General features: G+C 56.4%; 15 protein-coding genes. 14 read left to right on the top strand and 1 reads right to left on the bottom strand.

Going from position 1 to position 13,405, the window contains the following annotated elements:
• The first annotated feature begins 9 nt into the window (after nucleotides 1-9).
• A complete protein-coding gene (locus tag EDF82_RS16590) occupies nucleotides 10-516 on the top strand; it encodes a MarR family winged helix-turn-helix transcriptional regulator (RefSeq protein ID WP_123756619.1) in 507 nt (168 codons plus the stop codon).
• On the opposite strand, the gene EDF82_RS16585 is transcribed toward EDF82_RS16590, so the two are convergent.
• Nucleotides 513-1,472, bottom strand: coding sequence for a nickel/cobalt transporter (locus EDF82_RS16585; protein ID WP_123756618.1), 960 nt, complete (start codon nucleotides 1,470-1,472; stop codon nucleotides 513-515). The genes EDF82_RS16590 and EDF82_RS16585 overlap by 4 nt on opposite strands.
• Before the next feature lie 110 nt (nucleotides 1,473-1,582).
• Between EDF82_RS16585 and EDF82_RS16580 the strand changes: the two genes are divergently transcribed.
• From EDF82_RS16580 to EDF82_RS16520, 13 genes are all read left to right on the top strand, one after another.
• Entirely contained in the window at nucleotides 1,583-2,053 is a 471-nt protein-coding gene (locus tag EDF82_RS16580; protein ID WP_123756941.1) for a MarR family winged helix-turn-helix transcriptional regulator, read from the top strand.
• Between the two features lie 357 nt (nucleotides 2,054-2,410).
• Nucleotides 2,411-3,553 carry an amidase gene (locus EDF82_RS16575; protein ID WP_123756617.1) on the top strand — a complete coding sequence of 381 codons (1,143 nt, stop codon included), beginning with the start codon at nucleotides 2,411-2,413 and terminating at the stop codon, nucleotides 3,551-3,553.
• 68 nt (nucleotides 3,554-3,621) lie between these two features.
• Entirely contained in the window at nucleotides 3,622-4,788 is a 1,167-nt protein-coding gene (locus EDF82_RS16570; RefSeq protein ID WP_123756616.1) for an acyl-CoA dehydrogenase family protein, read from the top strand.
• Nucleotides 4,789-4,807: 19 nt separating this feature from the next.
• Entirely contained in the window at nucleotides 4,808-5,152 is a 345-nt protein-coding gene (locus tag EDF82_RS16565; RefSeq protein WP_123756615.1) for an IacB protein, read from the top strand.
• A gap of 3 nt (nucleotides 5,153-5,155) precedes the next feature.
• Entirely contained in the window at nucleotides 5,156-5,683 is a 528-nt protein-coding gene (locus tag EDF82_RS16560) for a nuclear transport factor 2 family protein (protein ID WP_123756614.1), read from the top strand.
• A gap of 53 nt (nucleotides 5,684-5,736) precedes the next feature.
• Nucleotides 5,737-7,044: a Rieske 2Fe-2S domain-containing protein gene (locus EDF82_RS16555; protein ID WP_123756613.1), complete on the top strand. Its 1,308-nt coding sequence runs from the start codon at nucleotides 5,737-5,739 to the stop codon at nucleotides 7,042-7,044.
• Complete coding sequence (locus EDF82_RS16550; protein ID WP_123756612.1) at nucleotides 7,041-7,520, top strand: aromatic-ring-hydroxylating dioxygenase subunit beta; 480 nt, start codon at nucleotides 7,041-7,043, stop codon at nucleotides 7,518-7,520. Before EDF82_RS16555 ends, EDF82_RS16550 begins: the two co-directional genes overlap by 4 nt.
• Nucleotides 7,521-7,527: 7 nt before the next feature.
• Nucleotides 7,528-8,268 carry an SDR family NAD(P)-dependent oxidoreductase gene (locus EDF82_RS16545; protein WP_123756611.1) on the top strand — a complete coding sequence of 247 codons (741 nt, stop codon included), beginning with the start codon at nucleotides 7,528-7,530 and terminating at the stop codon, nucleotides 8,266-8,268.
• 24 nt (nucleotides 8,269-8,292) lie between these two features.
• A complete protein-coding gene (locus EDF82_RS16540; protein ID WP_123756610.1) occupies nucleotides 8,293-9,261 on the top strand; it encodes a PDR/VanB family oxidoreductase in 969 nt (322 codons plus the stop codon).
• An 11-nt stretch (nucleotides 9,262-9,272) separates the two neighbouring features.
• Nucleotides 9,273-9,767, top strand: coding sequence for a flavin reductase (locus EDF82_RS16535; protein WP_123756609.1), 495 nt, complete (start codon nucleotides 9,273-9,275; stop codon nucleotides 9,765-9,767).
• A 187-nt stretch (nucleotides 9,768-9,954) separates the two neighbouring features.
• Nucleotides 9,955-11,226: an MFS transporter gene (locus tag EDF82_RS16530; protein WP_123756608.1), complete on the top strand. Its 1,272-nt coding sequence runs from the start codon at nucleotides 9,955-9,957 to the stop codon at nucleotides 11,224-11,226.
• A 193-nt stretch (nucleotides 11,227-11,419) separates the two neighbouring features.
• Nucleotides 11,420-11,665 (top strand): hypothetical protein, encoded by a 246-nt coding sequence (locus EDF82_RS16525; RefSeq protein ID WP_123756607.1) that lies wholly within the window; start codon nucleotides 11,420-11,422, stop codon nucleotides 11,663-11,665.
• A gap of 995 nt (nucleotides 11,666-12,660) precedes the next feature.
• The gene (locus tag EDF82_RS16520; protein ID WP_123756606.1) at nucleotides 12,661-13,266 is read left to right on the top strand and encodes a tyrosine-type DNA invertase; all 606 of its coding nucleotides are present in this window, start codon (nucleotides 12,661-12,663) and stop codon (nucleotides 13,264-13,266) included.
• The last annotated feature ends 139 nt before the right edge of the window (nucleotides 13,267-13,405 follow it).

Genomic DNA, 13,405 nt, shown 5'->3' with positions numbered 1-13,405 from the left:
TGAGCACAATTGGACAAGTCCCGCCCGGCTGACGCCGTAGATCGCATTCTTGAACAGTGGAAACGGGAGCGCCCGGATCTCGATTGCAGCCCGATGGGGCCGATCGGGCGCCTGAAGCGCTGCGCCATGTTGCTGGAACCGCAAATAGAAGTCGCGTTTATTCGCCACGATCTGGTGCGCTGGGAGTTTGACATGCTGGCAACGCTGCGCCGGGCCGGCGCGCCGTTTATCCTCTCTCCCACCCAGCTTTTTTCGACGCTGATGATCACCTCCGGCACCATGACCCATCGTCTGAAAGCGCTGGAGAAAAGAGGCTTTGTCAGCCGGTTAGCTGACCCGAACGATGCGCGAAGCATGCTGGTCGCCCTGACGCCTGAAGGGCGCGAGCGGATCGATGAGGCGGTAGAAACCCATGTGGAAAACGAACGCCAGCTGCTGGCCGGGCTGACCACCGCCCAGCGCCAGCAGCTGGATCAGTCGCTGGCGCTGTTGATGCGTTTGCTGGAAGAGCGCTAGCAACCGGCGGCGATATAGTCGCCGTTCGCGCTCATCGGGATCACCGTTAAAAACAGCACGCAGGCGAATAACATCAGGATCACCCCGCCGATAATTTTTACCGTCGGGACCAGCCACGTCAGGCGGCGCTCATCGTCTCCGGCAAACAGGCTGACCGCCCGTTCACGCGCGTAGCGGACCGCCAGCGACAGGCCGAGGATCGATAACGCGGTCCCCAGCGACATGGTCATCACTGCGGCAATACCCCAGCTGACGATCCCCAGAGCGTTGGAAAACAGCAGGATCATGATCGCCCCGCTGCAGGGCCTGGCGCCAATCGCCAGCACCACCCCAAGCCGGGTTTTCCAGTCAACCTGAGTCAGGTCATGCCCGACGCCATGATGGCCGCAGCCGCAATGGTCGTCGTGCTGGTGCAACGGGGTCGCCGCGCGGATGGTCATCTTCCGCGGCCGCAGGCCCCTGAGGGTTTGATAAATCACAAAAGCGCCGAACGCCCCGATCATCAGGGCGCTGATTTTCTCCACATACCAGCGGCTGGTACTGAGATCGCCGGAAGCCAGATTCAGCCCCACCGCCAGAATAAAGACAAACAGAATAGCGCTGACGCCCTGCATCAGGCTGCCGAGAAACGGCACCACCCGCGCCGCCAGCAGGCTCTCCTGGTTGGTGCTGAGATATGTGGTGACGATAAATTTACCGTGCCCGGGGCCTACCGCGTGGAGCGCGCCATACAGAAACGCCCCGCCCAGCAGCCACAGCCCGCCGCTGTACTCATGGTTGTTGAGCTGCAAAAGATACATCACCAGATAGCGGTGCAGCGTGATTTGGGTGGCCAGGCACCATTGCAGGAAAGCGCCCCAGTGCGCATGGAGCGCCACCCCGGCCCACAGCAGCGCCAGCACCGGCAGCCCCAGTGAGAGAAGACGCCAGTCACGCGTCAGAATGCGAGTTGTCATCATTTTTAGCCATTAAGAGCCTACCTCAGCAGGCGTAGATTGCATTTTACAATACCCGTCAATTACGCATACCATCAGCCATTCTACCGTCGTCAGGCAAGGAGATGCTTGTGGATCAAAATAACACCTCTGAACACCCCGACAGCCACGAGAGCCGCTTCCATAAAGAGGAGTTTCCCTTCTTCTGGGTGGTCAACGTGTATGCAAAGTATACGCAGTTGATGGAAATAGAATTAAAAAAAATCGATATCGATCTTTCCCGTTTCCGGGTGCTGATGCTGGTTCATCAATATCACCGGGCCAGTATTTCCCGTATTACGGAGTATGCCGTCAGTAAAATGCCCACCGTCACCAAAATCGTGGGACGCCTGCGCGATGACGGACTGCTGACCACCCACATCAGCGCCAGCGATGGCCGCGTCACGGAAGCCGAGCTGACGCCCGCCGGTCAGGCAAAGGTCGCCGAGGCCCAGGTGCTGAGCAAAAAAGTGTTCGCCAGGGCATTTAAAGGCATTACCCCCGCCCAGGAAAAGAAAATGAATCACGTGCTGTCCCTGCTGCTCCACAACCTCAACGATTAGTTCCCCCTTCTGACGACGCGACAATAACCTTGATAGTAAAAAGGGTATTGTCGTTCTTCCCGTTTCCCCTACGTTTTTCGCACAGTTTTTATCATTTTATTAACTTATATTTTTGCGCTGTTTTTTGTGACCACCCTCAAGAGATTAAAATATAACCACCCAATAATAATCATAAAAAACAATAAATTAAAAATTATTTTTTATTTATAAAAAATTCATATCATCAAATTCGATGTGAAAAATACGTTACAAATTACTTGAACTTTCAAGTTTTAATGACAAGATTATCTCAAGTTCGACACTGTACGTTTTATGCCCATATCACTTCGCTCAGTATCGTTAAACGGATAAAGAACCATGGCTAATGAACATTGCTCAGACATGACATCCGCGCCTTCAGGATTTATCTCGCGCTTTACGCTGGGCGCCGGAGAAGTGACGTTTGCGGTCAAAGACACCATTGATATCGCCGACCACGCTACCCAGGCCGGCAGCCCGGTGCGGCAGAATGTGCCGGCGGCTGAAGCCCACGCCCGGGTGGTTCAGCAACTGCTGGATAACGGCTATCAGCTGCGCGGGAAAACGACCCTGCATGAGCTGGCCTTTGGCGTCACCGGCATCAACCGCTGGAGCGGAACCCCGGTCAACCCGCACTATCCGGCGCTGATCCCCGGCGGATCGTCGAGCGGTTCCGCCACCGTGGTCGCCGCGGGCGAGGTCGATTTTGCGATTGGCACCGACACCGGCGGTTCGGTGCGTATGCCGGCGGCCTGTTGCGGCGTGGTGGGTCTGAAACCGACCTGGGGCCGCGTGAGTCGCCAGGGAGTGATGCCCACCGACAGTTCGCTGGACTGCGTTGGTTTCTTCAGTCGCGACGTGGCAACCCTGCGACCGGTGCTGGAAACCGTACTGGGCGAGCGCGCCCCGGCCGCCCCGGCTCAGCCGGCTACGGCCTTTCTCTGCGGGTTGGCGACGGCCGACATTGAACAGTTGATCCTTGCCCGCCTGACACAGGCGGGGATCCATGCGGCGCAGACTTCGCTGCCAGGTTTTGCCGACGCCCATCAGGCCGGCCTGACGATAATCAGCCAGGAAAACTGGCAGGCGTTTCACACCATCGTCGACTCCCCGCTGCTGGCCCAGGATGTGGCCGTGCGCATCCGCGCGGGGGTGGACATTAGCCCGGCCCAGCGCCGGGCCGCCGAAGATATACGCCAGATCTTCAGCCAGGCCGTTGATGCCCAACTGGCCCGCACGCCGGTGATTTTACTGCCGACCCTGCCGGCCTTCCCGCCGACGCTGGCCGAAGCCGCCGACCCGCTAAACGTGGTGAACCTGACCCGGCTGGTGCGGCCGTTTAATCTCAGCGGCCATCCGGCGCTGACGCTTCCCATCGGGGAAATAAATCAACGCCCGGTGGCCTTACAAATCGTCGGGCGGAAAAATAAAGAATTCGATTTACTCCATTTTGCCGAAGCATTAATGGCAAAGTTAAAATAATCAGACTCGCAAACTAATAAGAATAACAAAAATAATTCACTCTCTTTAACTGGAAGAGGCAATGTCACATGTTAAACCCGTCGGCATCACTGCGTGCGGAAAAGACCCGGCACGCAACAAATAGTGAATTAAACGAATTACTCGGCGAATTAAAATCGCGCAGTGAGGAATTTGAACAGCAGCGATATATCTCTGGCGATATTATTGCGCGCTTTAAAAAAATTGGCGTTTATCGTGCATTAGTCCCGGCGCAATATGGCGGGGATGAAATTTCACCCGCCGAATTTTGCCAGCTGATTGAAACCATCGCCAGCGCCGACGGCTCCGCCGGATGGGTCGCCAGCTTTGGCATGAACCCTTTCTATCTCGGCGGCCTGCCCTTAAGCACGCTGGATGAAATTTATCGCCATGGCCCGGATGTGGTCTTTGCCGGCGGGATTTTCCCTCCGCAAAAAGCCACCGCCCAGGACGGCGGATTCCAGGTCAGCGGGCGCTGGAGCTTCGCCAGCGGCTGCACCGGCGCAGAGCTTATCGGCGTGGGCATTCTGCCGGATGACGGCTCTGCCCGCCCGCTGCCGCGTATCGCGGTGCTTCCCGCCGATCGCTTCACCATCGACCCGGTATGGAATACCGTCGGTCTGGCCGGCACCGGCAGCCATGACGTAGTGCTCAAAGAGGCGTTTGTCCCCGAAGAGTGGACCTTTATTCGCGGCGGCGAACTCAATCTGGACGGCGCGCTTTACCGCTACCCGGTGCTGTCGCTGGCAACCCAGGTACTCTCGGTGGTAGCGCTGGGTATCGCCCGCGCCGCGCTCAGCGAGATCTACGCCATCGCCGAGCGCCAGAGTTCGGTCACCGGCGCTCCGTGTCTCGCCGACCGCCAGTTCGCACAGATGGAAATCGCCCACTGCGAAGCGGAGCTGCGCTCGGCCCGCTGCTGGTTCTACGACGCCATCGACGACGTCTGGCAGACCATTTTACGCGGTGATACCCCAGGCGAAGAGATGATCAACGCCCTGCGGCTGTCCTCGACGCATATCACCCGCGTCTCTTCCTCCGTGACCACCCGCGCGCTGAAGCTGGCCGGTATGCCCGGCGTCGCCATGCGTAGCCCGCTGCAGCGCTATGCCCGCGATTCGATGGTGATCACTCAGCATGCCTTTATGGGCGAACTGACTTACATCAATGCCGGGAACATGTTCTTCGGCCACTCGCCGCTGCCCGGCTATTTATAACCTTTTAAGGAGTATGACGATGATCCGTGTTCTATTTTGTATCGGCGTAAATCAGAACTTTTTCGATGCCACCCCGGAGGTCGGCAAGCAGGTCTGGGCCGCGTTTGGCGAAATGATGATAGGGATTGAAAACACCGACGGTATTCAGGTGATCGGCAATATGGATGACGACCGGGTAATGGTCGGGCCCTCTACCGGCTGGCCGTGGACCACCTACGTCCTCGCCGACGCCCGCGATTTTGACGCCGTGACCGCCGCCTGCAATTTGTTCCGCAGCGTGCAGGTTGGCGGCGGTCCGGACCGCCTGTGGAAATATTGTAAAGTCGAAGCCCGTACCGGGCGTGAATTAATTATTCAGGCCTGATAAATGAATAACGATAAACTGCTGCAGCGCCTGGATAAACTCGAAGCCGCCAACCAGATCCGTAATCTGATGAGCCAGTATATGCATTTATGCGACGATTTATCCCATCCGGATATCGCCAATAAAATTGCTGACTTATTTAGCGAAGCGGCTATCTGGGAAGGTATCGGCAGTTTATATCAAATGAAATTAGGGCGTTATTGCGGACGCGAAAACATTGCCAGCATGATGGCCAACTATATTAGCGAGCCCTCTCACTTTGCTATTAACGTTCATTATTTAACGTCAGAATATATTGATATTTGTGCGGAGAAAGAGGCCATCGGACGCTGGAAAATGTTGCAGGTTTCCACCTTCCGCGCCGGCGGGTCGCATCTCAACAGCGCTGAACTGGTCATCCGCTTTAAAAAAGCCGACGACCACTGGCTGATCGATCATTTCACCACCCGCAATTTATTGAGTCGCCCGGTGGATTACTGGCACTCGCAGGCGGATTTACCCGTACCTAATGCAACGCAGTCTCCGGAATGATTCCGCGGGCAGTCCGCCCGCAGAACCATCACGGGGCCTCAGGAGATTGAGCAATGTCTGAATGTATTCCGGTTAAAAATATAGAGAGCGGCTACTGCGCCGCCACGTTAGCCGCCCTGGTGCAGTCAGACCGGGTGCATACCTCGCTGTACACCTCCGGCGATATCTTCGCCCTCGAGATTGAGAAGATTTTTAACCACACCTGGGTGTGGGTGGCGCACGAAAGCGAAGTCCCGGACACCGGCAGCTTTAAGTCGTCGATGGTCGGCACCCAGCCGGTCATCGTGGTGCGTGACCGCAAGGGCAATATCAACGTCCTGCTGAACCGCTGCCGTCACCGCGCCGCCACCGTCTGCGAACACCGCAGCGGAAAAACCAACAGCTTCGTCTGCCCGTATCACGGCTGGGGCTACGGCCTCGATGGCGCCCTGCGCGGCGTGCCGCATCCGGAAAGCTACGGCGATACCCTGGAAAAAGACCAGCTCGGGATGGTGCGTCTGCGAACCGAAAGCTACGCCGGGATGATCTTCGCCACCTTCGACCATGAGATCGAACCGCTGACGGATTTCCTCGGCCCGGCCATGAAGTGGATGGATCTGTTTATGAAACAGGGGGCGGGCTATGCGCTGCAGGCCACCACCGCCCACCGCTTCCGCTTCCCTGGCAACTGGAAGATCCAGCTGGAAAATACCACCGACGGCTACCACTTCCCCATCGTGCATAAATCATTCCTCAGCTCGGTCGATAAGCAGACGGAAGAGATGCTCAACTTCGTCGACGGCAAAGGTTTTGTCGAAGACCTCGGCAACGGGCACAGCGTGATGGTGATGATCCCGGAGTTGATTGATCTCGAAAAGAACCTCGATGCGCCGGTGCCGGACCGTTTCCTCGAACTGGCCCAGGCGCTACGCGAGGAAGGTCATGAAGAGCTGCAGGTGCGTCGCATCGTCCGCGCGGTGGGCGGCAGCGGCTTTAACCTGAACCTGTTCCCCAACGTGGCCTGCTCGATGGCGTTCTTCCGCGTACTGCAGCCCGTGTCGGTACAGGAAACCGAAATCCACCACGTGGTGCTGACCATGAAAGATGGCCCGGCGATCGCCAACCAGGCGCGCCTGCGGATGCACGAACACTTCCAGGGGCCGATGGGCTTTGGCACGCCGGATGATTCAGAAGCATGGGAGCGCGTCCAGCGCGGCGGCGGCGCGGGTAACGATCTGTGGATCATGCTCAACCGCGGCCTGCCGGGAGAGACCCGCACCGCCGACGGTTTGCGCAGCGACGTCAGCGCCGAAACCGGCATGCGTGCCGCCTATCAGCAATGGAAAAAGTACATGACTGCCGAAAGCCGGGGGCAAAAATGAGCGCACAGTCCACCTTAACCGCCGCCATCCACTTTATTAACCTCGAAGCTGACCTGCTCGACCAGGGTGAGTTTCGCGAATGGCTGACATTGTGGCAGCCGCAGGGGATGTACATCATCCCCGTCGACCAGCAGACCACCGATTTCGCCAATGCGCTGAATTACGCCTATGACAACCACGCGATGCGCGAAAAGCGTGTCCATCGTCTGTACAGCGGCGAGTCGATCTCCACGACACCACGGGCGCGCACCATTCGCATGACCGGCCGCCATCGTCTGGTGGCGCAGGACAGCGAGCAGGTCGAGATCCGCTGCGCCCAGTTTCTCTATGAATACCGTAAAGGTAACGAGCAGCACTACGTTGCTGACCTGAGCTACACCCTGGTGCCGCAGGGAGAGAGCTTCCTTATTGCGCAGAAGGTCGTCCGGTTGATTAACGGCGATGACTATCTGCATAGCATTGGCTACATCCTGTGAGGCCGCAATGAACAGAACCGTATTAGTAACCGGCGCGGCCAACGGCCTTGGGCTGGTCATCAGCCGCCATCTCTGGGAGCAGGGCTATCAGGTTGCGATGGCCGATATCTCTCTCGACGCCGCGCGCCAGAGCGCCCGACAGATTGACGCCGACCAGCAGCGGCTGCTGCCGCTGGCGCTGGATATCCGTGAAGCCAAGCAGTTCCAGGCCGCGCTGGATCAGGTGTGCCGCCACTTTGGTGCGCTGGATGTGCTGGTGAATAACGCCGCGCTCACCCTGACCACGCCGATCATGGAGATCGGCGTCGAAGAATTCGATAGCGTCACCAGCACCAACCTGCGGGGCACGTTTCTCGGCTGCCAGACCGTCGGCCGCTATTTTAGCGAGCGTCAGCAGGGCAGCATTATCAACCTCGCCTCGCTGGCGGGGCAAAACGGCGGCACCGCTTCCGGCGCCCACTACGCGGCGTCGAAAGGCGGCATTCTGACCCTGACCAAAGTGTTCGCCCGCGCGCTAAGCGCCGCCGGCGTCAGCGTCAACGCCATCGCACCTGGCCCACTGGATCTCCCGTCGGTGCGGGCGGCGGTACCGCAAGAAAAAATGCCGGCGCTGCTGGAGATGATCCCGATGAAACGCCTGGGGGATCCGCTGCTGGTCGCCCGCGCGGTAGAGCTGCTGGCCGCCCCTTCCGCCACCTTTATCACCGGGGCGACCTGGGATATCAACGGCGGCATCTATATGCGTTAAGCCCTTGCAGGGTGGAGAAGAAAGATGGTTGAAACGCTGACCGTACGCGTCGTAGAACGCGAAATTCAGGGAACCGAGGTCGTCGTCCTGACGCTGGCCTCGCTGGACGGAACCGCCCTGCCCGCCTTTAGCGCCGGGGCGCATATCGATCTCCACCTCGGCGAGGAGATCGTCCGCCAGTATTCGCTGTGTAGCAGCCCGCATCACCCGGAGCAGTATCGTCTGGGCATCCTGAAGGATCGGGCTTCGCGCGGCGGATCGCTGGCGGCGCATCGGCTGCAGGTCGGCGCCACAGTGGCGATTAGCCCACCGCGCAATCTGTTCCCGCTGGCGATGGACGCCAGCCGCAGCCTGCTGGTAGGCGGCGGGATCGGCATTACGCCGATGCTGGCCATGGCGGATGCCTTGTTCCGCGCCGGCAAGCCCTTCGAGATGCATTATTGCGGGCACAGCCGCGAGGGAATGGCCTTTTTGCACGAGCTGGCGGACTGCCACTTCAGCCAACATGTCCATCTGCATATCAGTGACGAAGGGCACAAGATCCGCCCCGAAGACGTGCTGGCGCCGCACCATGCTGATGCGCATGTTTATGTCTGTGGTCCGGAAGGGTTTATGGCCTGGCTATCCGATGCCGCGCGCGGCTACGGCTATTCCCCGGAACGCCTGCATCAGGAGTACTTCAATCGTGAAGTCGAAACCGGCGGCGACCGCTTTGACGTCGATGTCCCGGAGCTGGGCTTAACCGTCACCGTCGAGGAGAACGAGACTATCGTCGCCGCGCTGCAGAAGGCGGGGATCAAGGTCAAAGTCTCCTGCGAACAGGGGGTGTGCGGAACCTGCCTTGCCAACGTGTGTAGCGGTGTTCCGGACCACCGCGACGAATACTTAACCGATGAAGAACGTGAAGATAACGATCAGATCCTGCTGTGCTGTTCACGTGCCAGAACTCCCCGGCTGGTTATCGAAAGCTTCGAATACGTCAAACTGAAATAACGGATACCGCTATGAACCTGACATCAGATTTCCGTAATGCCATGGCGCAGTTGGGCAGCGCCATCACCATCATCACTACCGATGGTCCGGCGGGCCGCTTTGGTTTTACCGCCTCGGCCGTGTGCAGCGTCACCGATTCGCCGCCCACGCTGCTGGTCTGTATGAATCGCTCCTCGTTCGCTCATAGCAAGTTTAAAGAGAACGGCGTGCTGTGCGTGAACGTACTCTCCGCTCAGCATCAGGATCTTTCCGGCATCTTCGCCAATAGCCAGCTGCGATCGGAGGAGCGTTTTTTGCATGACCAGTGGCTGGCACTGGAAACCGGTTCACCGGTGCTGGCGTCTGCCGTCGCCAACGTCGACTGCACGATCGCCACCAGCCATGAAGTGGGCAGCCACAGCGTGTTTTATTGTGAGGTTCGACAGATCCGTCACAACCAGGCCGGCGACGGACTGGTGTGGTTCAACCGTCAGTTCCATACCCTCAGCGCGCAACCGTACCGCTAAGTGTTTGCATAACAACCCATAAGAGCCTGTCCATCAGGCTCAAAAAAATACCCTATCGCATTACGCCTCCCCATCGCCTTTGGGTGGCGTCAAGGTGCTGACTCGTCGGCGCCCTCTTTTCACCTGCACTGGAGTACATGTGATGTCTGGAACTGCGAGCGATACGCCGGTAAGCAAACCCCAATCAATGCGCAAATTGATTATCGGTTCTTTTCTGGGTAACTCTCTTGAGTGGTACGACTTTTTTCTCTACGGCACGGCGGCAGCGCTGGTGTTCGGGCCGCTGTTCTTCCCGGCCACCGATGACCCGCTGCTCGGCGCCTTCCTGGCCTTTTCGGGGTTTGCCATTGGCTTTATCGCCAGGCCGCTGGGCGGTATCGCCTTCGGCCATCTCGGAGATAAATACAGTCGCAAAATGACCCTGATCATCACCCTGACGCTGATGGGGGCCAGCACCTTTTTGATAGGTCTGTTGCCAACCTACGAGCACATCGGTGTGCTGGCGCCCATCGCCCTGATTACCCTGCGTTTCGTGCAGGGCGTGGCCTCCGGCGGCGAATGGGGCGGCGGCGTACTGATGCTGAGCGAGAATGCCCCGGAACATCAAAAGGGCTACTACACCGCCTGGAGTCAGGTGGGCGTTTCCGGCGGCTTTGTCCTTTCGTCGCTGGCGTTCTATCTGGTTCAGTTGCTGCCCCAGGAAGATATACTGGCCTGGGCGTGGCGCATCCCGTTCCTGCTGAGCCTGTTTATCTTTCTGGTGGGGGTCTATATCCGGCGCAATATCGAGGAGAATGCCGAGTTCGTCGCCCGCAAAGAGCAGTCCGAGGACGCGCAGCTACCGGTACGTAGCGCCTTCAAACATCACCCGAAAGCCATTTTGCAGGCCATCGGTTTGCGGCTGGCGGAAAACGGCGCGGTGTATATCTTTTTCACCTTCTCAGTGGTCTATTGCAAACATATCGGCATTGAAACCCGGCTGGTGATTGCCGCGGTGACCATCGCTATGGCGGTGGAGATTGTCACCATTCTCGCCTGGGGCTGGTTGTCAGATCGCATCGGCCGGAAAGCGCTCTATTACATCGGCGTGATTGGCATGGCCCTGGTGGCGTTTCCGTTCTTCTGGCTCCTGCAAATGCACAGCTTCCCGGCGATTCTGCTGGCGATGCTGCTGGCCCTGCCGGTGTGCCACGGGGCGATGATTGCCGCCCAGCCGTGCATGATGGTGGAGCTGTTCCCGGTGGAAGTGCGCTATACCGGTCTGGCGCTCGGCCATGAAATTGGCGCCGTGATCTCCGGCGGGATTAGCCCGATGCTGGCGGTGGCGTTTTTAATCAAGTGGGACAGCTACGTCCCGGTCGCCTTGATGCTGCTGGCCTTTGCATTACTGGCGCTGGTCGCGCTGTTCAGTATTCGCCAGCCCACCACCGCACGCCCGCAGCGGCAACCGGCCCTGTAATACCCATCGGCATGATGGTCTGTGCAACAAGGATGTTGCCCGTTCTGAACCCCCAGCCTTCAAATTTAAATTTAAACAAAACAATGATTAAGCCGGCACTTTTTGCTGAACCTGATAAATAGTTCCACGCCACAATGGCACCGTCTTCTATTTTATATATTGGAATGTTGGATTTATCAGAAAGGCAATTTATATGAAAAAGTTTATTATTCCTCTGATCACCGCAGCCCTGTTGCTGCCAGCGCTGTCAGCCCATGCAACTTACCGCAGCGATAACCGCCAGGACGCACGAAATATCCGCCAGGACTCTCGCGAGGAAGGACGTGATACCAAGCAGCAATGCGTCCGGGACAACAACAAGAGCAATGCCGGTTGCCGTCAGGACAAACGCGAGAATCGCCGCGACGGTCGTCAGGATGCCCGCGACGAGAAGTGGTGATCCACTGACAAAAACAGCAGGTGTGTGGTAAACACGCCTGCTATTACGCAGGTCAAGATTTACATTCTTCAAACAGAATCTCCACGGAGCAGGCGATATCCGCCAACAAATACGTTACTATAGGTTACGTTCAGTGACTTTTTATTTCCGCGCGATGGCTGGCCGGGATAATTTCGTGGGCAACTATTCGCGCCATAAGTATGCTATTTGACGCAGTCCGACGAAAGCCGGGAGATATTTAACCCATCTCTTACCGCCCCCTGTTTCGCCCCTCAATTCCGCATACCAAAAATACAATAAAAACACGTTTGAAAATTCCTGAAATCATTTACAACAAATCAGCAACAATTTGATATTAAACAACATTATATTGTCACCGCCACCAGAACCCATCATTCTAAACACTCCAGTAAAACGAGATAAGCCAGCAATCCTGATTCGCAAAAGTACCGGATTCCGGCGTGATACACCTCAACAATTAAGTCATATATCACCCGGGAATACATACCTCAGGTTTATTATTGCTATTCTCCGGCATAATTTTGCAGTATGGTTTAATCACGGTTATCGTCATGCAGTGAATGCTATCCGGTCTGGCATATCGTTTTTGCCATACTGCGACGCACTTTATGCAATATTCAGTGGGCCGCCCGCCCCCTGCGCCTCCGTATTCCAGGAGTGCATAACCAGAAGGAATGTAGGATGAGCAGAATATGGAACCCTCCCCGAATATTAATATTTATTAACAAAAAACGTTATATCACAATATTACATGAGGTTATTCCCCCGCGACGAAGGGAGAGGCTTCATGTTTAAAACCAGCCCGCATTCGGAGTCCCCGGTTCAGCATGATATATGCTGAGGAACTTTTATCCGTTATAAAAGCATACCGCGCTATGACGAAAAATAAATGTTCAACAACACCTACTGATCAACGCGCTGGCCTGGCAACGAAGACCACACGGAATGAATGCCTTCAATTAAAAGGGAATAACATGAAGAGTACTGCTGAAATCAAGAAGAGGAACTTCCTGACTCAAAACGAGATTGAGTCGCTCCTCAAAGCAGCAAATAGCGGAGTCCACGCTGCACGTAACTATTGCCTGACCTTACTCTGCTTTATTCATGGTTTTCGCGCCAGTGAAATTTGCCGTCTGCAAATCTCGGATATTGATTTACGCTCTAAATGTATTTACATCCGCCGACTTAAAAAAGGGTTTTCAACGACCCATCCGTTATTAAATAAAGAAATTCAGGCGTTAAAAGTCTGGCTGGATATTCGCAGGTCATATCCGGATGCTGACAGCGAATGGCTGTTTTTATCCCGCAAAGGCAATCCACTCTCCCGCCAGCAGTTTTACCAGATTATTTCGACTGCCGGAGATAACGCCGGATTGACCATTGAAATACATCCCCACATGCTCCGCCATTCATGTGGATTTGCGCTGGCGAATATGGGTATCGATACCCGCCTTATTCAGGATTATCTCGGCCATCGCAATATCCGTCATACCGTCTGGTATACCGCCAGCAACGCCGGGCGTTTTTACGGCATCTGGGACAATAAGAAAGAGAAGCAGCGCAACAACCTCTTGCGTTGATACCCGTCTCAGCAACGGGGTTCAGAGTCTGATGCCATGGATGGCGTTAAAATGAGCAACTGTTACTAAAAACATTAGCAAATATTAACCATGCGTTAATTAAGATTATTGTTCCCGCAAGTTCTGGTTTCATTCATAA

This window comes from Klebsiella sp. BIGb0399 (assembly GCF_003752615.1).
Lineage (GTDB): Bacteria > Pseudomonadota > Gammaproteobacteria > Enterobacterales > Enterobacteriaceae > Klebsiella > Klebsiella lignicola.
This window is presented reverse-complemented; position numbering and strand designations above follow the sequence as displayed.

Coding starts and splice junctions, on each gene's coding strand:
- EDF82_RS16560 (WP_123756614.1), top strand. CDS start 5,156: ATGAATAACGATAAACTGCTGCAGCGCCTGGATAAACTCGAAGCCGCC.
- EDF82_RS16520 (WP_123756606.1), top strand. CDS start 12,661: ATGAAGAGTACTGCTGAAATCAAGAAGAGGAACTTCCTGACTCAAAAC.
- EDF82_RS16570 (WP_123756616.1), top strand. CDS start 3,622: ATGTTAAACCCGTCGGCATCACTGCGTGCGGAAAAGACCCGGCACGCA.
- EDF82_RS16525 (WP_123756607.1), top strand. CDS start 11,420: ATGAAAAAGTTTATTATTCCTCTGATCACCGCAGCCCTGTTGCTGCCA.
- EDF82_RS16540 (WP_123756610.1), top strand. CDS start 8,293: ATGGTTGAAACGCTGACCGTACGCGTCGTAGAACGCGAAATTCAGGGA.
- EDF82_RS16545 (WP_123756611.1), top strand. CDS start 7,528: ATGAACAGAACCGTATTAGTAACCGGCGCGGCCAACGGCCTTGGGCTG.
- EDF82_RS16565 (WP_123756615.1), top strand. CDS start 4,808: ATGATCCGTGTTCTATTTTGTATCGGCGTAAATCAGAACTTTTTCGAT.
- EDF82_RS16530 (WP_123756608.1), top strand. CDS start 9,955: ATGCGCAAATTGATTATCGGTTCTTTTCTGGGTAACTCTCTTGAGTGG.
- EDF82_RS16535 (WP_123756609.1), top strand. CDS start 9,273: ATGAACCTGACATCAGATTTCCGTAATGCCATGGCGCAGTTGGGCAGC.
- EDF82_RS16550 (WP_123756612.1), top strand. CDS start 7,041: ATGAGCGCACAGTCCACCTTAACCGCCGCCATCCACTTTATTAACCTC.
- EDF82_RS16575 (WP_123756617.1), top strand. CDS start 2,411: ATGGCTAATGAACATTGCTCAGACATGACATCCGCGCCTTCAGGATTT.
- EDF82_RS16585 (WP_123756618.1), bottom strand. CDS start 1,472: ATGACAACTCGCATTCTGACGCGTGACTGGCGTCTTCTCTCACTGGGG.
- EDF82_RS16555 (WP_123756613.1), top strand. CDS start 5,737: ATGTCTGAATGTATTCCGGTTAAAAATATAGAGAGCGGCTACTGCGCC.